25 protein-coding genes are annotated in these 22,375 nt (G+C 68.7%); 13 read left to right on the plus strand and 12 right to left on the minus strand.

From position 1 onward, the window contains the following. The first annotated feature begins 128 nt into the window (after positions 1–128). From EDD27_RS56145 to EDD27_RS50830, 3 genes are all read left to right on the plus strand, one after another. Positions 129–2,072 carry a hypothetical protein gene (locus EDD27_RS56145; RefSeq protein ID WP_206642019.1) on the plus strand — a complete coding sequence of 648 codons (1,944 nt, stop codon included), beginning with the start codon at positions 129–131 and terminating at the stop codon, positions 2,070–2,072. Between the two features lie 318 nt (positions 2,073–2,390). After that, positions 2,391–2,651, plus strand: coding sequence for a WhiB family transcriptional regulator (locus tag EDD27_RS50825; protein ID WP_020546325.1), 261 nt, complete (start codon positions 2,391–2,393; stop codon positions 2,649–2,651). 109 nt (positions 2,652–2,760) lie between these two features. After that, the gene (locus tag EDD27_RS50830) at positions 2,761–3,264 is read left to right on the plus strand and encodes a glycosyltransferase family 2 protein (RefSeq protein ID WP_241564692.1); all 504 of its coding nucleotides are present in this window, start codon (positions 2,761–2,763) and stop codon (positions 3,262–3,264) included. Positions 3,265–3,280: 16 nt separating this feature from the next. Here the strand turns inward: EDD27_RS50830 and EDD27_RS50835 are convergent, their stop codons facing one another. Then, the gene (locus EDD27_RS50835; protein WP_127939874.1) at positions 3,281–4,720 is read right to left on the minus strand and encodes an alpha/beta hydrolase family protein; all 1,440 of its coding nucleotides are present in this window, start codon (positions 4,718–4,720) and stop codon (positions 3,281–3,283) included. A gap of 79 nt (positions 4,721–4,799) precedes the next feature. Between EDD27_RS50835 and EDD27_RS50840 the strand changes: the two genes are divergently transcribed. Next, complete coding sequence (locus EDD27_RS50840; RefSeq protein WP_127939875.1) at positions 4,800–5,363, plus strand: ArsR/SmtB family transcription factor; 564 nt, start codon at positions 4,800–4,802, stop codon at positions 5,361–5,363. Positions 5,364–5,368: 5 nt separating this feature from the next. Further along, on the plus strand, positions 5,369–5,968 hold the full coding sequence (locus tag EDD27_RS50845) for a hypothetical protein (RefSeq protein ID WP_206642020.1): 600 nt from the start codon (positions 5,369–5,371) through the stop codon (positions 5,966–5,968). Between the two features lie 115 nt (positions 5,969–6,083). Here the strand turns inward: EDD27_RS50845 and EDD27_RS50850 are convergent, their stop codons facing one another. The 7 genes from EDD27_RS50850 to EDD27_RS50880 form a co-directional block, all read right to left on the minus strand. Continuing rightward, positions 6,084–6,881, minus strand: coding sequence for an ABC transporter permease (locus EDD27_RS50850; protein ID WP_206642021.1), 798 nt, complete (start codon positions 6,879–6,881; stop codon positions 6,084–6,086). After that, positions 6,874–7,629, minus strand: coding sequence for an ABC transporter permease (locus tag EDD27_RS50855; RefSeq protein WP_127939876.1), 756 nt, complete (start codon positions 7,627–7,629; stop codon positions 6,874–6,876). The genes EDD27_RS50850 and EDD27_RS50855 overlap by 8 nt, the downstream gene beginning before the upstream one ends. Next, positions 7,626–8,564 carry an ABC transporter ATP-binding protein gene (locus tag EDD27_RS50860; protein WP_127939877.1) on the minus strand — a complete coding sequence of 313 codons (939 nt, stop codon included), beginning with the start codon at positions 8,562–8,564 and terminating at the stop codon, positions 7,626–7,628. Before EDD27_RS50860 ends, EDD27_RS50855 begins: the two co-directional genes overlap by 4 nt. A gap of 193 nt (positions 8,565–8,757) precedes the next feature. After that, positions 8,758–9,126, minus strand: coding sequence for a hypothetical protein (locus EDD27_RS50865; RefSeq protein ID WP_127939878.1), 369 nt, complete (start codon positions 9,124–9,126; stop codon positions 8,758–8,760). Between the two features lie 103 nt (positions 9,127–9,229). Next, positions 9,230–9,508 carry a DUF1905 domain-containing protein gene (locus EDD27_RS50870; protein WP_127939879.1) on the minus strand — a complete coding sequence of 93 codons (279 nt, stop codon included), beginning with the start codon at positions 9,506–9,508 and terminating at the stop codon, positions 9,230–9,232. 17 nt (positions 9,509–9,525) lie between these two features. Next, on the minus strand, positions 9,526–9,909 hold the full coding sequence (locus EDD27_RS50875; protein WP_127939880.1) for a VOC family protein: 384 nt from the start codon (positions 9,907–9,909) through the stop codon (positions 9,526–9,528). Between the two features lie 409 nt (positions 9,910–10,318). Then, positions 10,319–10,678 (minus strand): metallopeptidase family protein, encoded by a 360-nt coding sequence (locus EDD27_RS50880; RefSeq protein ID WP_206642022.1) that lies wholly within the window; start codon positions 10,676–10,678, stop codon positions 10,319–10,321. A 387-nt stretch (positions 10,679–11,065) separates the two neighbouring features. On the opposite strand from EDD27_RS50880, the gene EDD27_RS50885 reads away from it, so the two are divergent. Genes EDD27_RS50885 through EDD27_RS50905 form a run of 5 tightly spaced genes read left to right on the plus strand, consistent with a single transcriptional unit; the run spans position 11,066 to position 15,073 of the window. Next, the gene (locus EDD27_RS50885) at positions 11,066–11,434 is read left to right on the plus strand and encodes a DUF3499 domain-containing protein (protein WP_127939882.1); all 369 of its coding nucleotides are present in this window, start codon (positions 11,066–11,068) and stop codon (positions 11,432–11,434) included. A gap of 42 nt (positions 11,435–11,476) precedes the next feature. Beyond that, complete coding sequence (locus EDD27_RS50890) at positions 11,477–12,826, plus strand: phosphomannomutase/phosphoglucomutase (RefSeq protein WP_127939883.1); 1,350 nt, start codon at positions 11,477–11,479, stop codon at positions 12,824–12,826. Continuing rightward, the gene (locus EDD27_RS50895; protein WP_127939884.1) at positions 12,823–12,990 is read left to right on the plus strand and encodes a Trm112 family protein; all 168 of its coding nucleotides are present in this window, start codon (positions 12,823–12,825) and stop codon (positions 12,988–12,990) included. Before EDD27_RS50890 ends, EDD27_RS50895 begins: the two co-directional genes overlap by 4 nt. Further along, positions 12,987–14,093 carry an SIS domain-containing protein gene (locus EDD27_RS50900; protein ID WP_127939885.1) on the plus strand — a complete coding sequence of 369 codons (1,107 nt, stop codon included), beginning with the start codon at positions 12,987–12,989 and terminating at the stop codon, positions 14,091–14,093. Before EDD27_RS50895 ends, EDD27_RS50900 begins: the two co-directional genes overlap by 4 nt. 50 nt (positions 14,094–14,143) lie before the next feature. After that, complete coding sequence (locus EDD27_RS50905; RefSeq protein ID WP_127939886.1) at positions 14,144–15,073, plus strand: cation diffusion facilitator family transporter; 930 nt, start codon at positions 14,144–14,146, stop codon at positions 15,071–15,073. Here the strand turns inward: EDD27_RS50905 and EDD27_RS50910 are convergent, their stop codons facing one another. Continuing rightward, positions 15,074–15,289 (minus strand): hypothetical protein, encoded by a 216-nt coding sequence (locus tag EDD27_RS50910; RefSeq protein ID WP_127939887.1) that lies wholly within the window; start codon positions 15,287–15,289, stop codon positions 15,074–15,076. A 65-nt stretch (positions 15,290–15,354) separates the two neighbouring features. Next, on the minus strand, positions 15,355–17,061 hold the full coding sequence (locus EDD27_RS50915) for a phosphatidylglycerol lysyltransferase domain-containing protein (protein WP_127939888.1): 1,707 nt from the start codon (positions 17,059–17,061) through the stop codon (positions 15,355–15,357). 77 nt (positions 17,062–17,138) lie between these two features. Between EDD27_RS50915 and EDD27_RS50920 the strand changes: the two genes are divergently transcribed. Then, complete coding sequence (locus EDD27_RS50920; protein ID WP_127939889.1) at positions 17,139–18,206, plus strand: alpha/beta hydrolase; 1,068 nt, start codon at positions 17,139–17,141, stop codon at positions 18,204–18,206. Here EDD27_RS50920 and EDD27_RS50925 read toward each other — a convergent pair. Continuing rightward, positions 18,196–18,525 (minus strand): MerR family transcriptional regulator, encoded by a 330-nt coding sequence (locus tag EDD27_RS50925; RefSeq protein WP_127939890.1) that lies wholly within the window; start codon positions 18,523–18,525, stop codon positions 18,196–18,198. The genes EDD27_RS50920 and EDD27_RS50925 overlap by 11 nt on opposite strands. Positions 18,526–18,636: 111 nt before the next feature. Here EDD27_RS50925 and ahcY point away from each other — a divergent pair, with 111 nt between their 5' ends. Beyond that, positions 18,637–20,064 (plus strand): adenosylhomocysteinase, encoded by a 1,428-nt coding sequence (gene ahcY, locus EDD27_RS50930; RefSeq protein ID WP_127939891.1) that lies wholly within the window; start codon positions 18,637–18,639, stop codon positions 20,062–20,064. A gap of 260 nt (positions 20,065–20,324) precedes the next feature. Continuing rightward, complete coding sequence (locus EDD27_RS50935) at positions 20,325–21,560, plus strand: adenosylhomocysteinase (RefSeq protein WP_127939892.1); 1,236 nt, start codon at positions 20,325–20,327, stop codon at positions 21,558–21,560. Positions 21,561–21,591: 31 nt separating this feature from the next. On the opposite strand, the gene EDD27_RS50940 is transcribed toward EDD27_RS50935, so the two are convergent. Continuing rightward, positions 21,592–22,227, minus strand: coding sequence for a DUF305 domain-containing protein (locus EDD27_RS50940; RefSeq protein WP_127939893.1), 636 nt, complete (start codon positions 22,225–22,227; stop codon positions 21,592–21,594). Between the last annotated feature and the right edge of the window lie 148 nt (positions 22,228–22,375).

Consider the following 22,375-nt stretch of genomic DNA (forward strand, 5'->3'; position numbering starts at 1 on the left):
CCCACTTTCGAGTGCCCTACTTGCTGGTATAGGCCGAATTGAGATGAAAGGGGTTCCTGGGACTCCCATCGCCGGACTTGACGATGTGGCAAACTCCCTTCGGGCTAAAGGGTCCGTTGGGGGTATTTGTGAGCAAACTTGACGTCGCCCGGCTGAAGGAGCCGGCCGCCTGGGTCATGCTCGTCACCGGGTTGATCAACGTGCTGCTGGCGATCGGTCACATCCTGATCGGCTCGTCGTCCGCCTCGACCTTCACGGGCCGCGCGGCCGCGAACTTCTTCGACGTGACGAGTCCGGTGGTCGCGGCGTTGCTGCTGGGTGCGGTGCTACTGGTGACCAAGGTCGGCCAGCCGTCGCCCAAGGCCAAGCCGATCATGTACGGGGCGGCGGCCGGGCTGCTCCTGGCGTCGGTGTTCGGCATGCTGGCGTTGCTGCTGGGCCTGTTCGCCGGGGACGGGGTCCGCGACGTCGTGGAGTTCGTGCTCTTGGGCGTGCCCCAGCTGGCGTTGACCGCCATCGCGCTGGTGTATTTGATCCCGCAGGTCCTGCCGGAGCGTCCGGCCGCGCAGGTCTACCACCACCCCCAGTTCGGCCAGCAGCCGCCGTTCGCGGGCGGGCCGCAGGATCCCGCCGCCGCCTACGGGCAGCCCCAGCCCGGCTATGGTCAGCAGCCTCCCGCCGCCTACGGCCAGCAGCCCGGCTACGGTCAGCAGCCGCAGACGGGCCAGCCCCCGGCCGGGCAGCAGCCCGGCTACGGTCAGCCGGAGCAGGCGCCTGCCGCCTTCGGCCAGCAGCCCGCCTACGGTCAGCAGCCGCCGTCGGAGTCCGGCTACGGTCAGCAGCCTCCGTCAGCCCAGCAGCCGGGCTACGGGCAGCCCCAGCCCGGCTATGGTCAGCAGCCGCCGTCAGGTCAGCAGCCTGACTATGGTCAGCAGCCGCCAGGTCAGCAGCCTGACTTCGGCCAGCAGCCGCCGTCGGGTCAGCAGCCCGGCTACGGGCAGCAGCCGCCGAGCTTCGGTGGCGGCCTGCCGCCCGAGCAGTCCGCTTACGCGCCGCCCGCCGCCGACGCCCAGCCCGTGCATCCCAACCAGCCCGTCGCGCCCAACCAGCACGCCGAGCCCGGTTACGGCGCGCCGCAGCCGGACGCGTATCAGCCGGTCAGGGCCGCGCTCCCGCCGGCGCCGTCCGACCAGCAGCCGCCGCAGGGCTTCGGGCAGGACGCTTCGTTCGGACAGAACGCCGGCTTCGGGCAGAACAACGGCTTCGGGCAGGATTCCGCCTTCGGGCAGGCCGCCTACACGTCCTCCGACACGGCGCCGAGCGTCGATCGCCCCGCCCAGGAGTACGCCACCCCGCCGGCCCAGGAGTACAACACCCCGGCCGCCGAGTACCAGCCCGCCCCGTACGTCCCCGCGGACAGTCAGCCGAACCTCTACGGCCCGCCGAGCCCCAACCCGTACGCGCCGCCCCCGGCCAACGACCCCTACGCGCCGCCCGCGGACCACCAGAACCCGTACGCGCCGCCGGACGCGTTCTCCACCCCCGCCGACCAGCCCTCCTACCCGACGGGCGACACCTCGCCGAACAACGCCCCGTTCCAGCCGCCGTACCAGGGGCAGAGCGCGTTCGACCAGCCGCAGCAGCAGGGCGGAACCCCGTTCACCGGCTATTCGGGCGCCGAGTACGCCACCCCGAACGCCTACCAAGAGCCCGACCCGCCCGTGGACCCGCGCTCCCAGCAGCTCATGGACGCCTACCAGCAGGCGGAGACGTACCAGGCGACCGCCGGCACCACGCCCGACCTGCGCGTGCCGGACTACGCCGGCCAGCCCGGGCCGTTCGGCCACCCGCAGCAACCCCAGCAGCCGGGCGCGTACGAACCCCAGCAGGGCGCGTACGAGCCGCACCCCTATCAGCCGACCCACCAGGCGCCGGCCGGCAGGCAGGACCAGGGGGAATCGACGATGCGGATCGACCCGTCGGCCTACCGGGGAGACGCCCTCGGCGGCCGCCCGGGGGACGACCCCATCGACCCGACCGCCATATACACCCCCAACGAGCCACGCAGGTAACGGACCGGCAATGAACGACTAGAGAGAGGGTGCGTCGCGGGCGGGCGTCTATCCCGCCCTGATACGGTTCGGACCGCTGACAGGTTGAACGAGTCTGACCGAAACCATTGAGCGGATGGGGTGGGCCGGGCGAGAACATCACATGCCAAGCACACCGGGGCGAGGTCTGGTCTTTCCCCGGATACATGCATGCCGCTTGACGTCAGCTACGGCACGCGCGTGTAATTACAACCATGTTGTTACGCCTTCCGATGGGTGGGTAATAAGGAAGGCGTCCATGGGGGGCTCCATTGCGGGCGGGCGGCAGGGAGGTGTGCAGTGACCGATCCGGTCATCGCACAGGATCAGCTTGACGCTGAAGAACTCGGCTGGCAGGAGCGCGCGTTGTGCGCGCAGACCGATCCGGAGGCGTTCTTCCCGGAGAAGGGCGGCTCCACGAGAGAGGCCAAGAAGGTCTGCCGATCGTGCGAGGTCCGTGCCGAGTGTCTTGAATACGCACTCGAGCACGATGAGCGGTTCGGCATCTGGGGTGGGCTGTCCGAGCGGGAGCGCAGACGGATCAAGCGCCAGGCCGTTTAGTCATAGAAGGGGTCACGCGGCACAGCCGCGTGACCCCTTTCGCACCTCCTGACCTGCTTTCGCCTGTAGGGTGGGCGCGCCTGATCATCCCCCCAGGAGTCACCCACCGATGTCTCGTCCCTACGTCACCGTGATCGTCGTCGCCCACGACGGCGCACGTTGGCTCGGCGACACGCTGCGGGCTCTGGCCGCCCAGAGCCGCAGGCCCGACCGCGTGGCCGGCGTCGACAACGGCAGCAGGGACGGCTCTGCCGACCTGCTCGCCCAGACACTCGGCAGCGGCAATGTGATCTCCCTGCCGCGGTCGACCGCGTTCGCCGAGTCCGTCGCCGAGGCGCTCGACAGGATGCCCTCGCGCGGGCCCGACGAGTGGATCTGGCTGCTCCACGACGACTGCGCTCCCGACAGGCATGCCCTGGAGGCCCTGCTCACCGCGGCCGCGCACGATCCCAAGGCGGCCGTGCTCGGCCCGAAGCTGCGCGACTGGCTCGACCGCAGGCGCCTGCTCGAGGTGGGCGTGACGATGGGCGTCCCAGCCATTGGGACCCGGGTATCTTGTGAGCCACGATCGCGGGGTCGCGGCCGCACAGGGTCGGACAGCGCGCCCGCGTGACTGATCGTGTTTCCCTTTACGGAAGCAGCAGGCCCCAGTAAAGAGCCCACGGGATGAGCGCGGTTCCTCCAGCGAGCAGCAGGCCGAGTCGTACGTTCTCACCACGGGCCACGGTGAGGCGGGCGCGGCGCCAGGAGAGTGCAGTGACGACCGTTGCGACCATGCAAGCCACCGCCAAGCCCTGCAGCGCGAGCCAGATCAGCGGACGCCCCGCCACGACCGGCCCGGGAAATGCCATCTCACCACCGCTCATCAGCAGATACATCACGTAGACGAACAGACCGGGCACCACCACGAGCCCGCCGGCGCTGAGCAACCGCGCGGCCCTCGATACCGGGGCCTGGGAGCGACCGCGAACCCGCCGCACCAGCGCCACCACGGGATAGGCGCCGAACGCGACCACGAACAGCGCCAGCGCCGCGAGCTGGACCACCGCCGACTCCCACCAGGCGGAACGATGGACCGGCACGGTCGGCGATTCCTGTACGGGCGTCGGCCCCGACGTCCGCGCGAGGGGCGCTCTGCCCGCCACCACATCGCCCACCCAGGAGCCGACCAGGTCGGCGTAGCCGGGCGCGAGCTCCTCCAACCGGGTGACGCCGCCGTCAAGGGTCTTGAAGGCGGAGTGCTCGGCGTTGCCGAAGAAGCGGATCGTGTAGCGCCTGTTGCCGCCCTTCTCCAAGGCGGCGACGAATCCCGGCGGGCTCTCGACGGGCGGCGTCAGCAGGTCGTGGGTGCCCCAGATGGCGAGCACCGGCAGGCGTACGGCGGCAATGGTCGGACGCGGGTCGTAATGAGCCTCCGGGAACATCCCGAGGCTGTCGAGCATCCGATACATGTTGAGCTCGGCACGGTCGACCAGCGAGCCCCTGACACCGGCCCGGCGCAGCCCCGCCTTCACCGCCCAGGTCTGCTGCCGCAGCGGTGGCAGGCTGTTCGCACCGACAAGCACGACGAAGGCGACGTTCTTCGAGCGGGTGGCCGCGATGGGGACCACCCAGCCTCCCTCGCTCTGCCCCCATAATCCGACCCTTCCGGGGTCGACCCCGGGCTGTGAGCGTAACGCGGCCACGGCGCCGAGCGCGTCGTCGGCGAGTTGCGCGTAGGACCTATGGAAGAGTGAGTAACCCACGGATCGTTTGTCGTAGATCAGCACGGACATGCCCTGGCGGGCGAACTCGACGGCCTCCGTCAGGTGTCGCGTGCGCGGTGAGCCTGGCCCCGCTCCCGTCACCAGGACGAGCCCGGGGCGGCGTGGCGGCTCGGCTGTGGAGGGTGAGATGACTGTGCCCTGCATCGTGAGGCCTCCACTGCCGGGAAAGCTCACGTCCGACGCTTTCAGGTCGGGCGGTACGGCGATCGGCGGCGAAGGCGCGGGACCGGTCTCGGAAGTGCGAACGGGGGCGGCGGTCAGCAGGCAGAGGGCGATGCCGGCCGCACAAAGGATTCGTGTCATACTGCCGAAGCTAGTCTGCAGAGACTTCTCGGCAAAGGGCCCTCTGCAGATATCGTTCTGCGGGACTAGGCTGATCCTCATGACGGATGAGGAGCGGTTCATCCTCGATGACCCCGCGAAGCTGAAGGCGCTGGCCCATCCCATGCGGCAGTCCATGCTGCGCCACCTCAGCATTCACGGTCCCGCCACGTCGACCACGCTCGGCGAGCTGCTCGGCGCGAAGACCGGCACGACCAGCTATCACCTGCGCCAACTCGAGAAGTACGGCTTCATCGAGGAGATCCCTGAACGATCCACCGGCCGGGAGCGCTGGTGGCGCCACGCCACAGAGCCCCGGGACATACGCCTGCCGACCCCGGACCAGCTCGCCCCAGAGGACCGTCCGGTGCTGGCCGAGTTCCACCGGATCGGTATGGAGGAGGACCGGCAGCTGTTCGAGAGCTTCCCCGAGGCTTATTGGCGCGACCCCGAGTGGGCCAAGGCGTCGCGGGGTCTCGCCCGCATGACGAAGGCGGAGTTCGAGGCGTTCTTCGAGACCTACATCGCCCTGCTGATGAAATACAACCGATCCGCGGAGGAGGCCCCGCCGGACGCGCGGCCCATGCACGTCCGGCTCTTCGCCCTTCCCGCCGACGAAGGATGATGAGCGTGGACATCCGAGCCGTCGTCTTTGCTGAACGCCCCGATCTGCACCAGCAGGCCGATCACATCTTCGGCGCCGACTGGCCCGAGTTCATTTTCCACCACCCCGTGGCCGATCAGTACTTGGAGCGGGTGCGGGAGTTCTTCAAGGACCTGAGCCTCCTGCTCGTAGACGGCGATGACCGGATCGTGGCCGGCGGGTGGGGCGTCCCGGTGCGGTGGGACGGCACGATCGAAAACCTGCCCGGCGGTTACGACGATGCATTGAGGCAGGTGGTCAAGCCGCACGAGAAGGGCAGGGGAGCCGACACTCAGGTCATCGCCGCGGCCCAGGTCCGCCGGGACCTGCGGGGACGAGGGCTGGCCGGGCACGTGCTGGGGCGGCTCGCCGACTTCGGTGCGCAGGCTGGGCTGACGCGGGTGATCGCGCCGGTCCGCCCGACGCTCAAGGCAACGTTACCCGTTGACGCCGATGGGGTGCTTCATGACCTGGACCCGGCCGGACGGTGCCCCGCTGGACCCATGGCTGCGAGCTCACCACAGGCTGGGCGCCCGGATGTTGTGCCCGGCAGAGCGCTCCATGGTCATGACGGGTTCCGTCGCTGAATGGGAGGGGTGGGCCGGCATGGATTTTCCCGACTCCGACTCCTATGTGGTGCCTGGTGCGCTCGCCCCGGTCGAGATCGATCGAGAGCGTGACGTCGGGGAACTGCTTCCGGGCTCAATGCCCGACGCTCTGGTAATGATCGAGCTGACGCCGCCAGATGAGGTACGCCAGCGCGATCAGCACCACGCCCAGCAGCGGGGTCGCCAAGGCCCAGGGATTGTCGAGCTTGTCCAGTACGACGCTCGCCGGCACGTAGGCCACGAAGGCGACCGGCAGCACGAAGGTGAGCAGCCACTCGACCACGCCGCCGAAGATCTTCATCGGGTACGAGCCGAACTTGCTGAAGACGTCGTCGACGAAGACGCGCAGGGCGAAGGTGTCGATCATGCGCAGCGACAACGAGCAGAGCGCGAGGAAGAAAGCAGCCTCGATGAGGGCACCGCCCACGACCGCCACGAAGCAGAAGGCGATCACCCCGGCGTTCCACTGCACGTGGGCACTCTGGCCGGCGACGGTGAGCAGCGTGACGCCCACGAGCAGGTCGCCGAACTGGCTGATGCCCATGCGGTTGCCCATGACCTGCACGAGGGGATTGAGCGGGCGGAGGAGGAAACGGTCGAACTCTCCGTTGCGTACCACCCATTGGATGTCGTTCACGCTGATCAGCGGGATCATCGCCAGGGCGTGGGCGGTCAGGCGCAGGCCGTACAGGAAGGCGATCTCCGCCAGTCCCCAGCCCGCCAGCGACGGGAAGGTGTGCATCACCACCCAGATGAAGGCGAACCCGGTGCCCTGCCAGATCGCGCCGCTGATGATGCCGATCACGGTGTTGAGGCGGTACTGCATGGCGCCGCGGGCGGAGGCGCGCTGGAGCAGTACGTACAGGCGTAGGGTGCGGAGGACCTCAGCCACCCTGGATCACCACCTTTCGATGGGCGCGGGACCAGGTGAGGACGAGCAGGCCCCACAGTCCCGCGATCCAGGCGAGCTCAATCACAACAGGACCTGAAATATCGGAAATGTGCCCGACGTAGATCGCCGCGGGAACGTACCCCATGTACTTGAAGGGCAAGACCTCGGCCACCACGCCCAGGACGCCGGGGAAGAAGGCGAGCGGCACCATCGTCCCGGCGAAGAACTGGCTGACGAGCCGGTAGAGCAGCGAGATGGCCCCGGTTTCCATGGTCCAGAAGCCGATCAGGCTGATCAGCAGCGCCAGCTGCACGGCGATCACGTACCCGAGCACCAGTGTGATCACATAGCCCGCGCCGTTGACCGGCACGGTGATCGAGCCGACCAGCAGGACCACCGGGATGACCGGCGCGAGCAGCAGCAGCCCACCCAAGGTGTTTCCGACCTGGAAGGCGGCCATCTGCCTCAGGTAGCCGACCGGCCGGGCCAGGTCGAAGAAGACCATGCCGGTACGGATGCGGTGGTGGATGGTGCTGGAGACGATGGTGTGGGTGGCGAAGGCTTGCAAGTTGGCCAGAGCCAGGTATGCGAGCAGCGCCTCCAGTGTGAGCCCGGCGGCCACGGGGCGCGAGCCGTACACCGAGGTCCAGATCATGCGCAACAGGAAGACCTGGGCGACCAGTGCCACGCAGGTCATGATGATGTTGCTGCGGTAGGCGAGGGCGAGGCGGAAGCCGATGCGCGTCATCGGGTGTAGATCCCCTTGATCACGCTCTCCAGGGCCGGTTCCTCGATCGACATGTCGCGGATGGTGTGTTCGGCGGCTATCGAGGCGATCAGGCCCGGCAGGTCGTCGCGGATCTCGAAGACGTAGCGCCCCTCGAGGTCCCGCGATACGCCGCGTACCTCCTCCGGCTCGGCGTCCAGCAGGACCACCAGCCGCCGGGGCTGGTCGACCAGGGCGTCGATGGCGCCGTCGAAGAGCACCCTGCCCTGGTCGATGAGGACGATCCGCTTGCACAGCGCCTCGACATCGGCCAGATCGTGCGTGGTCAGGATGACGGTCGTGCGCCCGATGCGATTGGTCTCCATGATGAACTCACGCACCGCCTCCTTGGCCAGCACGTCCAACCCGACGGTGGGCTCGTCGAGGTAGAGGAGCGGCGGCTCGTACAGCACGGCCGCGGCCAGGTCACCGCGCATGCGCTGGCCGAGGCTCAGCTGGCGTACCGGGGTGTCGAGGAAGCCGTCGAGCCCGAGCAGGTCGCGCAGCTTCTTGAGCGACGTCTCGAAGCGCGGAGCCGGGACGTCGTAGAGGGCGCCCACCAGCCGCAAGGACTCGATCAGCGGCAGGTCCCACCACAGCTGGCTGCGCTGGCCGAAGACCACGCCGACGTTGCGCGCGTTGGCCGAGCGGTCACGCCAGGGCACCAGGCCGTTGACCTCCACGGTGCCGCTCGTCGGCGTGAGGATGCCGGTCAGGATCTTGATGGTGGTGGACTTGCCGGCGCCGTTCGGCCCGAGGTAGCCGACGACCTCCCCCTCGTCGATCTCGAAGGTGACATCGTCGACGGCGGTGGTCTCCTCGTGCTGGCGGGTGACGAGCGTGCGGAGGGCTCCGAAGGGTCCGGAGAAGGTGCGCGGGCGGCGGAAGACCTTGGTTAACCCCTCGACCCGGATCATGCCGAAATCTTTTCTGTGCCGGACGCATCCTGCAACTTGTTTTCATGGCGGTCGGGGGCGGCGGGCGAGGTCGCGTCGCTTTCAGGGCGGTCGCTGTGCGAACGCCGACGTGTTATCCACGAGCGCAGCCGGGCACAGGCTCCCGTCTAACTGGCCCGGCTGCGTGTGCTCGCCGTGTCGGAGGGTGTGAGGCTCAGCAGGCCCTGGCGCCGTCGAAGGAGGCGGGGCCGCGCCCGCGCTTGCTGCTGATCGTCTGGCCCGGCGCCACCGTGCTGCACGGCCCGTCCATCTCCCGAGCCCAGATGATCTTCATGCGGACGTTGTAGCGGCAGCCGTTGTAGGCGTAGCCCCTCTTGGTGACCCAGCCTGACTTCTGCCAGACGCGGACGCAGTTGGGCAGTCCGGACGAGGCCTGCGCGGACGAGGCCTGCGCGGACCAGGTCTGTGCGGCGGTGCCCAGGGACGCGGCCTCGGCCTGGGCCGGGGCCGTGACGAGCGCGCCCAGGGCGGCGGCGCCGGCCATGGTCACAACGGCGAGCGACTTGCGGATGTTGCCGGTCATATTCCCGTTCCTCTCTTGCCGGATCCATCGGATGCTTCCGATGAGAGGACGGTAGGGCGGCGCCGGTTGAGCCCTTGTTGAGGATCTGTTGAGGGAAGCGCTCCTATTTGATGCGTTCCTCCAGGTGAACGGTCACGGTGTCGCCCGCTTCCTTCCCGAGGAGCTTGCGGAGATCGTCCTTCACGGGCAGCTTGTGCGTGCCGTCACCGAGAGCCATGAACGAGCTGCGGAACGGGTGACCGTCAATGGTCCCCCGGACCTTGACCAGCCCGCGTGTCCCGAAGAACTCGGCCGAGCCCGGCATCACCACATACGTCCAGCCGCCCTTGCTCGGGCTCTTCAGCAGTGTCGCGGTGAATTCCTTGTCGAGATTGGTCGCCATGGTGAGGCCCCTTTCCGCTATTCGACGATCACGAGACCGTTGCCGTCCGGGTCGCGGAAGGCGAACATCGGTGGCACGCCTTCCCAGAGCAGCAGATCGTCCACGTCGACCCCACGCTCCACGAGCTCCTTGTGCAGGGACGCGGCGTCCGCGGTCGTGAGGCGGATGCCGGTCTCGGCGCCGGTGGGCGCGTTCGAGGGCGCGGGAACGAGCGCGATCGAGGTCGTCGATCCCGGAGGCGCGACCTCGATCCATCGTCCGCCGAGTTGCTCGATAGGGGCGTCCAGGAGCTTCTCCAGGCCCAGCGTGCCGACGTAGAACTCGACGGCACGGTCCTGGTCGGTGACGGGGACGGCTACGGTCCTGATGCCGGTGATCGCGGTGCTCACTCGCTCACCCATGTCGGGCCTCCTGTCGTTCGCGTCACGTGGTTGGACTTGTCGAGCCCGCAGAATTCATCGCCGGGCGTGTCTACACCGTGATCGTCCTGAAGGCCGCTTCGCCGGGTGTCTATGAAGGGTCCACGCTGCTTGCGTTTGTTTCGTCTGTCATCGAGTTTGCGGGTGCCGTTCGTGGGCTTCGGCAGGACTCGGCGGCGGTCTGGTCATTGGGTCAGCGCTGATCCCGATGGTGATCGATTCATTCGATGGGCGTCATGGCCAGGGCCGCGGAGCGCGAGGGGCCGGGAGGCCCCTCGCCCGGGAGTGTGGGGGCTTGCCCCCACAGGGCGCTGCCCGAGCTTTCATCGCGCGTAGCGCGCCCTAATGGGGAGGACCAGTTTTCCTGGAACCTGGGCCTGGGCGCCGGTGGTCAGCGGCGGTCGTCGTAGCCCGGGTCCACGGTTTCCGGGGAGAGGCCGAGCAGGGTGGCGACCTGTTCCACCACCGTGTCATGCACCAGAGCGCCCAGCGTGTCCCGGTCCCGTGCCCGGGCCTCCAAAGGTCGCCTGTAGACCACCACCGATGCCGGGTTCTGGCCGGTGGCCGCGTCGGCGCGGCCGAACGGGATCGGGTCCGAGGTCAGGCGCGGGCCGTCGTCCAGTTCGCTCAGCGGCGGCACTTCCTCCACGGCAAACTCCACGGCCGACAGTTGCCGCTCCCAGCGGGGCCGGAGGCGGTCGACAGCGTCGAGGACGAGGTCGTCGAAGCGTTCGCTGCGGGACTTGGCCATGGGGACGTGGGAGGGTGCGAGCGGGCCGCGGAGGCCGCGACCGTGGCGATCGCGCCGTCTGGGACCGCGCTTCGGAGTCACAGGGGAAAGTCTAAGGGGACGCCACTCCAGTTCTCAGGGTGGCGGCGCCGATTCGGTGGGTGATCGTCATCTGATCGTTGTGCCGCCGGTGGCCCCGTGGTGCCGGCGGTGTCAGGGTGACCGCGAAGTGATCCTTTTGTGGGGGCGCATGTCGAGGGTGATCGCGGATACGGCCAGGTGGTGGGCGGTGGGGTCATCGGGGCATGTAGGTGGAAAGGCTGCGACAGGTGTCCGAATTGTGGCGACACGCTCGTTAAGAGCGCTCAGGTAGTGGCGCCTCGCACTCTTACCAGATACGGTCCCTCCGTGAGCCCCGTCCGCCGCTGTTCCCGCACCGCCTGCAGCCAGCCTGCCGTCTTCACGCTCACGTACGTATACGCCGACTCGACCGCTGTTCTCGGCCCCCTGGCGACGTACGCGGAGCCACACTGTTACGACCTGTGCGCCGAACACGCCGAGCGGCTGACCGCCCCCCGCGGCTGGGAGGTGGTGCGGCTGCCGACGGACGGCGCCTCGCCCAGCTCCGACGATCTGGAGGCGCTGGCCAACGCGGTCAGGGAGGCCGCCCGGCCCACGTCGTCCGGTGGCGGCGAACCGGTCGGGCAGGGGGTCGAGGTCGGCCGCCGAGGGCACCTGCGCGTTCTGAGGTCGGCCCAGCAGCACCGCGACCGGTAGGCTCCTTTTACAGAGGAAACGACCTAAGGGCGGAGCTGGAGAGTGGGCGACCTCGCCAAGATCTTCAAAGCGTACGATGTTCGCGGGGTGGTGCCCGACGAGCTCGACGAGCCGACCGCCGAGGCCGTGGGGGCGGCCTTCGTCGAGGTGACAGGGGCCGAGTCGGTCGTGGTCGCGCACGACATGCGGGAGTCGTCCCGGCCGCTGGCCGATGCCTTCATCCGGGGAGCCCGTTCGCGTCGCGCGGACGTCGTGGACGCTGGGCTGGGCTCGACCGATCTGCTCTATTACGCCAGCGGCAGCCTGGGGCTGCCGGGCGTGATGTTCACCGCCAGCCACAACCCGGCCCGCTACAACGGCATGAAGATGTGCAGGTCCGGCGCGGTGCCGATCGGGGGCGACACAGGACTCACCGAGATCCGCGACCGGGCGGCCGAGCTGGTCGGCGTGACCGCCACGCCCACCGGGTCGCTGATCGAGAAGGACCTGCTCAGCGGATACGCCCATCATCTGCGCACGCTCGTCGATCTCGCGGATGTCCGGCCGCTCAAGGTCGTGGTGGATGCGGGCAACGGCATGGGGGGATACACCGTGCCGGCCGTGTTCGAGGGGTTGCCGATCGAGCTGGTGCCGCTCTACTTCGAGCTGGACGGCGACTTCCCCAACCACGAGGCCAACCCGCTGGAGCCACAGAACCTGGTGGATCTGCAGCGGGCCGTGGTGGAGAGCGGGGCGGACATCGGGCTGGCGTTCGACGGGGACGCCGATCGGTGCTGGGTGATCGACGAGCGGGGCGAGTCGGTCTCGCCGTCCGCCGTCACGGCGCTGGTCGCCGTGCGCGAGCTGGCCAAATACCCGGGCGCGACGATCATCCACAATCTGATCACCTCGCTCGGAGTGCCCGAGATCGTCCGCGAGCACGGCGGCGTTCCGGTGCGGACGCGGGTCGGGCACTCCTTCATCAAGGCCGAGATGGCCCGCACGGGCGCGGTCTTCGGCGGCGAGCACTCGGCCCACTACTACTTCCGTGACTTCTGGTTCGCCGACTCCGGCATGCTGGCGGCCATGCATGTGCTCGCCGCGCTGGGCGGGCAGGACCGGCCGCTGTCGGAGGTCGTGGAGGTCTACTCGCGTTACCACGCCTCTGGTGAGATCAACAGCGCCGTCTCCGACCAGGGCGAGGCGCTGCGGCTGGTCCGCGATGCGTTCGCGGGACGAGGCGAGTTCGACGAGCTCGACGGGCTGACCGTGTCCGGCCCGGGATGGTGGTTCAACCTGCGGGCGTCCAACACCGAGCCGCTGCTCAGGCTCAACGCCGAGGCGGCCGACGAGAGCAAGATGACGGCGATCAGGGACGAGGTCCTCGCCATCGTGGGAAGGGTTTCAGTGTGAAGATCGACGACTGGCTGCTGGAGATCCTGGCCTGTCCGGCATGCAAGGCGCCCCTGCGCGCCGACAGCGAGGCCGAGGAGCTGGCCTGCACGGGCTGCGGCCTGATCTACCCCGTCCGGGATGACATCCCCGTCCTGCTCGTCGACGAGGCCAGGAAGCCGTGACCTGGGAGCCGGGGCGGCTCGACGACCAGGCTCACCTCAGCGAAGGCGACCCTGGCGGGATGTTGCCCGCGGTCGCCGCATCCGCGGCCCACGTACGCACCGGCTACCGCGCGGCCGTCGAGGCCCAGGTCGATCGCCTGGGCGCCCACGGGCGGCCGCGTGCCATCGTGGTCGCGGGCATGGGCGGCTCCGGCATCGCCGGCGACATCCTGGCGGCGGTGGCCGGCAGCGGCGCGCCGCTGCCGATCGTGACCCTGCGCTCCTACCAGCTCCCCGGCTGGGTCGGCGCCACGGACCTGGTCATCGCCGTCTCCGGCTCGGGCGACACCGAGGAGACGCTGGCCCTCGCCACCCAGGCCGTGCGGCGCGGCTGCACGCTGCTCGGCGTCGGACCTTCGGGCTCCCAGTTGCAGGCCATCGCCACCCAGGCGTCGGCCATTTACGTGGCGGTCCCGATCAACGGGCAGTCGAGGGCGAACATCTGGCTCCTGACCATCCCCCTGATCGTGGCCGCCGCCGCGATGCGGCTCGTGCCGGCCGACGCTGACCTGTTCGAGCGGGTGGCCAAGGCGCTGGAGGACATGGCGCACCGGTGCCGGCCGTCCAGCGACTCGTTCGTCAATCCCGGCAAGTCGCTCGCCATGGACCTGGCCGAGAGCGTGCCCATGATCTGGGGGTCGTCGCCGGTGGCGGCCGTGGCGGCGTACCGGCTGGCCTGCCAGCTCAACACGAACGCGAAATATCCCGCTGTTTACGGAGAGCTGCCCGAGGCCGGACACAACCAGGTGGCCTCTCTCGACGGGCCGCTGGCCGAGTACGACATCTTCGCCGACACGACCGGCCGTACGGTCCGGCTCGTCGTCATGCGCGACGTCGAGGAGCACCCGCAGGTGACGCGGCGGCGCGAGGCGGCGCTGCGGCTGGCGCGCGAACGCGACGTCAGACTCACCGAGGTCACGGCCGAGGGCGTCCACCCGCTGGAGCGGATCGCCTCGCTGATCGCCCTCGGCGACTACGCCAGCACGTACCTGGCGCTGGGATATGGCGTGGATCCGACCCCTGTGTCAGCGATCACTGAGCTGAAGGCCAGAATTTCGCAATAGGATCCCTTTCCAGGCCTTAAATACGTGATCTCTATGAGTGGAGAAGACCCGTGAGCGCGAGCGGCGGAACTAAAGCGATCGTGGCTGCATTGGCCGCCAACTTGGCCATCGCCGTGGGGAAATTCGTGGCTGCGGCTTTCACCGGTTCCTCGTCGATGCTGGCGGAGGGCATTCACTCTGTGGCCGACTCGGGCAACCAGGTGCTGCTGCTGGTCGGTGGCAAGCGGGCGCAGCGGGCGAGCACCAGGGAGCACCCGTTCGGCTACGGACGCGAGCGCTACTTCTACGCCTTCGTGGTGGCCGTCGTGCTGTTCACGATCGGCGCGGCGTTCTCGCTCTACGAGGGCTATGAGAAGCTCACTCATCCGCATCCCCTGACGTCGCCGGCGTGGGCGTTCGGCGTGCTGATCTTCGCGATCGGCGCGGAGACGCTCTCGTTCCGCACGGCGATCAAGGAGTCGAACGCCGTGCGCGGCAACCAGTCGTGGTGGGCGTTCATCCGCCGGTCCAAGTCGCCCGAGCTGCCGGTCATCCTGCTGGAGGACCTGGGCGCGCTGTTCGGCCTGATCTTCGCGCTGTTCGGCGTGACGATGGCCGTCGTCACGGGCGACCCCGTCTGGGACGCCATCGGCACCCTGATGATCGGCGTGCTGCTTGCGATCATCGCGATCGTGCTGGCCATCGAGACGAAGTCGCTGCTGGTCGGTGAGGGCGCCTCGCCGGAGGTGGAGGACCAGATCCGCCACGCGCTGGAGAGCGCGCCCGAGGTGGACAGGATCATCCACATGCGGACGCTGCACCTCGGGCCGGAGGAGCTCCTCGTGGGCGCCAAGATCGCTGTGTCCCACGACGAGACGGCTTCTGAGGTGGCGCGCGGCATCGACGAGGCCGAGCGGCGCATCCGCGAGGCGGTGCCGATCGCCCGGGTCATCTACCTGGAGCCGGACCTGGACCGGACGACCAGCGCCACCACGGCCTGATCACCCCAGGCCCTTGCGGCACCTGTCCGCGGCGTCGGCCGCGAACAGGCAGCTGCCGCCCTTGCCGAGCACCACGGCCTTCTTGACCGAGCCGAACTGCTTGAGCGTGGCCTGGATGGCGGCCAGGATCCGGGCGTCGCCCATGACCCCGTGGCCCACGACCTTGCGGCAGAACCGCAGCGTGGCCGTGCCCTTCTCGACGGCGAACCTGGCCACTCCGAGGCCTCCTTCATGCCTTCTTCGACGTTCCGCGGCGGGCAGCGGTTCAGCGGCGGCAGGTGTTACGAGGCGAGCCGGGCCGGGCGCAGGCGCGGCACGCGCAGCCTGCGGACGCGCGGGCGGCCCAGGGTGATGAACGCCTCGGCCTGCAGCGCGGACACGCTGATGCGGGGCAGGTCGCGGGCGTTCGGATAGACCACGAAGCGGGGCTCCCAGATCGGCCGGAACTTGGCGTTGAACCGGTAGAGCGACTCGATCTGGAACCACTGCGACAGGAAGATCAGCACCGCCCGCCAGGCACGCAGCACCGGGCCCGCGCCGAGGCGCTCGCCGCGGGCCAGCACCGAGCGGAACATGGCGAAGTTCAGCGACACCTGGCTGATGCCCAGAGACGGTGCGGCCTGCAGGGTCTTGACGATCAGGAGCTCGTTGAGCCCCGGCTCGGCGCTGCGGTCACGCCGCATCAGGTCGAGCGAGATGCCGTGCGGCCCCCACGGCACGAAGTGCAGCACGGCCCGCAGTTCCCCGTCCTTGTGCGCGGTGGCCACCAGGCAGTCGGCGTCGGCCGGGTCGCCGAAGCGGCCGAGCGCCATGGAATAGCCGCGCTCGGTCTGGGTGCCGCGCCAGGCGTCGGCCGCCTGCTTGACGCGTTCGCGCTCCTGGTCGGTCAGGTCGGCCACGCGGCGCACGCGGCAGGTGTAGCCGGCGCGTTCGGTCCTGTTGGCCATCTGGCGCACGTTGCGCATGGCCCGGCCCTCCAGCGTGAAGCCTGCCACCTCGACCACGGCCTCGTCGCCGATCTCCAGTGCGGACATCCCGGTCTCGCGGGTCCACACCTCGCCGGCCGTCTCGCCGCAGCCGATGACGGCGGGCACCCAGGCGTGCCGCCTGGCGTCGCGGAGGAAAGCCTTGATCGCCGCGGGCCAGGCCTCCGGGTCGCCGATGGGGTCGCCGCTGGCCAGCATCACCCCGGACACGACGCGGTAGGCGACGGCGGCCTTGCCCGAGGGCGAGAAGATCACGCTCTTGTCGCGCCGCAACGCGAAGTAGCCGAGCGAGTCGCGCTCGCCGGACCGGCTCAGCAGCTCGCGCAGGCGCCGCTCGTCCTCCTCGGTGAGCTTGGCGACCGGCCGCGCGGGCCGCATGGCCAGGTAGAGCGTGGTGACGGCGGTGAGCGTGCCCAGCGCGAGCAGCAGGAAGTAGACCAGGTCGGAGACCCGTGCGGTGGTGAACGTGAGCGGGCCCTCGATCCCGGCCAGGCCGAGCAGCACGTGTTCGAGGCGGTCGAGCAGGCCGGGATGCCCGGCGAGGGCCCTCGCATGGCTGCTGACGATCAGGAGGCCGAGCCCCACGTCGATGGCGCCGAGCACGAGCAGGTTGCCCAGGGCGCGCCAGCGCGAGCGCGGGTCGGGCAGCGCCGTGAACTCGCGCCTGCCCGCCACGAGCGCGGCCATGAGGGCCAGGCTGATGAGGGCCGGGACGGGCCGCAGGTGGGCGAAGCCCATGACCACGCTCACCGGCAGCAGCACCATGACCGCGCGCCAGGCGCGTACCTTGCCCCGGCGCAGCGCGTGCGCGATCATCACCAGCAGGATGCCGACGACCAGCGAGGTCGTGCGCGTCACGGTAGTGACGATGCCAGGCAGGACCTCGGACCACTCGCCCATCCGGCTGTGGCCGAAATGCGGTGACACGGCCTTGGCGATGTCGAGCAGGCCGATGGTCAACGACGCGTATCCCGCGGCGATGGGGATCCAGGAACGCCTCATGGTCTCGCATTGAAGTGCAGCGCGGTTAATGTCCTTGTTAACCTGCAGCTTACGTGCCGCCCGATATGCCATGACCCATGGAACTCACCTCGTACGGGCTGATGTCCGGGGCGGCGGCGCTCGCGGTGGCCGCGCTCGCGGCGACGGTGTGGCTGTGGCCGCGGTTGAGTGCCAGGAGTGTCGGGGCGGTGCTCGGCCGGGTGGGCGTCCTTGGCCTGTGCCAGGTGCTGACCCTGGCGGCGATCGGGCTGGTCGTCAACACCTACTTCGGCTTCTACGGCTCGTGGGCCGACCTGTTGGGCACCGAGCCGGCGACGGTGCCGATCACGGTCGCGACGTCGGGCCTGCAGGTGCTGAGCAGCCGCGCGGTGCCGGGCGGGCGGATCGAGCAGGTGATCATGCCGGGGCCGGCCACGCGGCTGAGCGAGGAGGCGTACGTCTTCCTGCCCTCGGCGTACTTCAAGGACCCCCAGCGGCGCTTTCCCGCGATCCTGGCGCTCACCGGGTACCCGGGTGATCCCCGCAACCTCATGACCCGGCTCGACCTGCCGGGCCGGATGGCGCACGCCATCAGCCTTCGCCAGGTCAAGCCGGCGATCCTGGTCATGATGCGGCCCAGCGTGGTGCTGCCGCGCGACACCGAGTGCGTGGACGTGCCCGGCGGGCCGCAGGTGCAGACGTACTTCGCCAGGGACGTGAAGGCCGACATGATCGCCCACTACCGGGTGGCCGCAGGGCGGGACTCGTGGGGCATCCTGGGCGGTTCGACCGGCGGATACTGCGCGCTCAAGCTCGCGATGAGCCATCCTGACGAGTTCTCCGCGGCCGTCTCGCTCTCGGGGTACTTCAAGACGATCATCGACGGCACCACGGGCGATCTGTTCCACGGCGACAAGTCGCTCGAGCAGCGCAACGATCTCATGTGGCGGCTGGCGCACCTCCCCGCGCCGCCCGTGAACGTGCTCGTCACCAGCAGCAAGAAGGGCGAGCGCGAATATCCGGAGACGGTGCGGTTCCTCGCCGCGGTGCGGCCGCCGATGCAGGCCTCCTCGCTGATCCTGCCCAGCGGCGGCCACAACTTCAACACCTGGAACAGGGAGCTCCCGCAGGCGCTGCCCTGGCTGGCCCAGCAGCTCACCGTCTGAGGAGCCGCAGGGCCTTTTCCTTCTCGAAGTCGAGTGCTCTGCGAGGCACCTGGATGCGCCCGATCCGAACCCCCAGGTCGCGTACGTCGGCCGCCACCGCCGGCTCGCTCAGCACCCGCAGCGCGAACGCCAGCTCGGCCGGCGACACGTCGAACCGCTTCTCCAACTCCACCGCCTGAGCCACGGCGGCCAGCTCCTCGGGCCCGAACCGCCGATGCGCCCCCTGCTCCCGCACGGGCGGCAGCAGCCCGAGAGCTTCCCGGTATCGAAGCATTCGGGGGGACATGCCGAGCCGCTTTGCCGCTTCCGTGATGCGCATTCTTACATTCTTACGTCAGTTTCACCGTGCTGAGCATGCGATCCCCGCCATGCGGGGCCTAGACTCGTCCCCGAGAAAACGAGAATCAGCTGTCAGCGCGAGGGGACACCGATGGACTTCAAGGTCGCCGACCTTTCACTTGCCGAGTTCGGCCGCAAGGAGATCCGGCTCGCCGAGCACGAGATGCCCGGCCTCATGGCGGTTCGCAAGGAATATGCGGCTTCCCAGCCTCTTCGCGGTGCGAAGATCATGGGCTCCCTGCACATGACGATCCAGACGGCCGTCCTCATCGAGACGCTGGTGGCGCTGGGCGCCGAGGTCCGCTGGGTCAGCTGCAACATCTTCTCCACGCAGGACCACGCCGCCGCCGCGGTGGTCGTCGGCCCCAACGGCACCGTGGACGACCCGCAGGGCGTGCCGGTGTTCGCCTGGAAGGGCGAGACGCTGGAGGAATACTGGTGGTGCACCGAGCAGGCGCTCACCTGGCCGAACGGCGACGCCCCCAACATGATCCTGGACGACGGCGGCGACGCCACGCTCCTCGTCCACAAGGGCGCCGAATACGAGAAGGCCGGCGCCGTGCCGCCCGCCACGGCCGACGACCCCGAAGAGTGGCACGTCATCATCGACCTGCTCACCCGCACGGTCGGCGCGGACAAGAAGTGGACCCGGATCGCCGAGAGCATCAAGGGCGTCACCGAAGAGACCACGACCGGCGTGCACCGCCTCTACGAGATGCACAAGAACGGCCAGCTGCTGTTCCCGGCGATCAACGTCAACGACTCGGTCACCAAGTCCAAGTTCGACAACAAGTACGGCTGCCGCCACTCGGTGATCGACGGGCTGAACAGGGCGACCGACGTGCTGATCGGCGGCAAGGTGGCCGTCGTCTGCGGCTACGGCGACGTCGGCAAGGGCTGCGCCGACGCGCTGCGCGGCCAGGGCGCCCGCGTCATCGTCACCGAGATCGACCCGATCTGCGCGCTCCAGGCGGCCATGGACGGCTTCCAGGTGACGACGCTGGACGAGGTCGTCGGCATCGCGGACATTTTCGTCACCGCCACCGGCAACTTCAACATCATCACCGCCGACCACATGGCGAGGATGAAGCACCAGGCGATCGTCTCCAACATCGGCCACTTCGACAACGAGATCGACATGGCGGGCCTGGCCAAGCTGCCGGGTGTCGAGAGGATCAACATCAAGCCGCAGGTCGACGAGTGGGTCTTCCCTGACGGGCACTCGATCATCGTGCTCGCCGAAGGCCGCCTGATGAACCTGGGCTGCGCGACCGGGCACCCGAGCTTCGTCATGTCCAACTCGTTCACCAACCAGGTGATCGCGCAGATCGAACTGTTCACGAAGACCTCCGAATATCCGATAGGGGTCTACACGCTGCCGAAGCACCTGGACGAGAAGGTCGCCCGCCTGCACCTCGACGCCCTCGGCGTCAAGCTCACCGAGCTCACGAAGGAGCAGGCCGCCTACATCGGCGTGCACGTCGAGGGCCCCTACAAGTCCGACCACTACCGTTACTGAGTCTTCTCCCGGAGAAGATTCAGTAGCTCCGGGAGGGGTTCTCTCCTCCCGGAGCTCCTTTGGAGCTCCACGACCGCTCCAGGGGTTCTCTTCTTCCGGAGCTCCTCTGGAGCTCCAACAACCACCTTCTTTTACGGCAGGCCAAGTTGCCCGCACTCGCCGACGTTGCTCTCCGTCTGTCATGGCCGGTCGTGAAGGCTCACGGGGTGCTCGCCGTGACGAGCGCACTCTTGGCCGTCTTCTTCGGTTAGCAGGCACCCATGGACGTCAGTGAAAGCGGTGAGCGGCAGATCTCGTGGGCCGCTCGTTCGATGCCGGTGTTGACCGCGATCGGTGAGCGGTTCGCGCTCTCACGGCCGCTTGACGGGCTGAGGATCGCCGCGTGCCTGCACGTCACCGCCGAGACGGCGGTGCTCATGGGGGCCTTGAAGGCGGGTGGTGCGGAGATCGCGCTGGCCGCCTCCAATCCTCTCTCCACGCAGGACGACGTTGCCGAGGCCTTGCGGACGTATGGCATTGACGTGCATGCGCGGGCCGGGGTCGATCGGGCCACGTACTACCGGCATATTCATCAGGCGCTCGATCTCGAGCCGGATCTCGTGCTCGACGATGGGTGTGATCTCGTCAACATCCTGCATACCGAGCGGACCGATCTGCTGGAGCAGGTGAGCGGGGGGTGTGAGGAGACCACGACCGGGATCATCCGGTTGCGGCAGATGGCGGCCGAGGGGGCGTTGCGGTTTCCCGTGGTGGCGGTCAACGACACGCGGACCAAGCGTATGTTCGACAATCGGTATGGCACCGGGCAGTCGACGCTTGACGGGATCATGCGCGCGACCAACACCATGCTCGCCGGACGGATCGTGGTCGTGGCCGGGTTCGGGTTCTGCGGGCGTGGGGTGGCCGAGCGGGCCAAGGGGTTCGGGGCGCGGGTGATCGTGACCGAGATCGATGCGGTCAAGGCGCTCGACGCCACCCTGCAAGGCTACGAGGTGCGGCCGATGGCGCAGGCCGCCATGCTCGGCGATCTGTTCGTCACCGTGACCGGCAACCGGGACGTGATCAGGGGCGAGCATCTGTCGGTCATGAAGGATGGGGCGATCTTGGCCAACGCGGGGCACTTCGATGTGGAGATCGACGTGCGGGCGCTGGACGAGCTGGCCCAGGAGGTGCACCGGGGTGTGCGCCCCAACACCGATGAGTACGTGATGCCCGACGGCCGGCGGCTGCTGTTGCTGGCCGAGGGTCGGCTGGTCAACCTCACCGCCGCGGAGGGGCATCCGGCGGCCGTCATGGACATGTCGTTCTCGGCTCAGGCCCTCGCCGTGGAGTGGCTGGTGGGTGCGCGGGCGGAGTTGGCGCCGGGGGTGTATGACGTGCCGGGCGAGATCGACCACGAGGTCGCCAGGCTCAAGCTGGCCGCCACCGGCATCGGGATCGACACGCTCACCCCCGAGCAGGAGGACTACCTGCATTCGTGGCGGGTGGGCTCATGAAGGGCCGCCTGCAGCCGTAGCAGGGCGAGGGCTACAGGGCCGACTGCATTTCTTGCATGCGGCGGATCTCGGCCGCCTGGGTGACGCTCACGTCGCTCGCCAGCTCCTCGATCCTGATGTGGGAGCCGCTGCTCAGCACCTGCTCCGACATTTTGATCGCGCCCAGGTGGTGGTTGATCATGAGCTCCAGGAACATCCGGTCGAAGTCCTTGCCCGTGGCCGCCTTCAGGGCCTCCAGCTGCTCGGGTGTGGCCATCCCCGGCATGCCCTCGTGCGCGGCGTGATGGTCGGGCACCTTCTGGTCCAGGTCGCGCAGCCAGCTCGTCATGAACTGGATCTCCGGCCCCTGCGCCGCCTTGATCCGGTCGGCCAGGCTCTTGAGCTTGGCCGAGTCGGCCCGGTTCGGTGCGAGGAGCGCCATGTCGAGCGCCTGCCGGTGATGGACGATCATGTCCTGCACGTATTTGACGTCGGCGGCGTTCGCGGTGGGCGAGGGCACGGCGGTGGCGGCCTCGCTGGGCGCGAGTGTCTTGGCCTGCTCGCCGGGGCGGCCGGGGGCGATCACGGGCGCGGTCGAGTCGGCCCGCGGGGCCTGCGGTGGCGTGCTGGAGGTGCAGCCGGAGAGCGCGATGACCGTACCTGCGATGACGATGAGTGCGACGCGCACCCAACCCTCCCCTGACTGACGTGGTGACGAATGCGCACTCTAGGTGAAAGCAGCGCGAATTGAAAGGGGGCGAAGCGGAACAAAAATTGACACCTTGGACACTGGCTCCTGGGGGCTGGAGGCGCGAAGATTGCGTAGATTTATGCCC

It is taken from the genome of Nonomuraea polychroma, from assembly GCF_004011505.1.
GTDB lineage: Bacteria > Actinomycetota > Actinomycetes > Streptosporangiales > Streptosporangiaceae > Nonomuraea > Nonomuraea polychroma.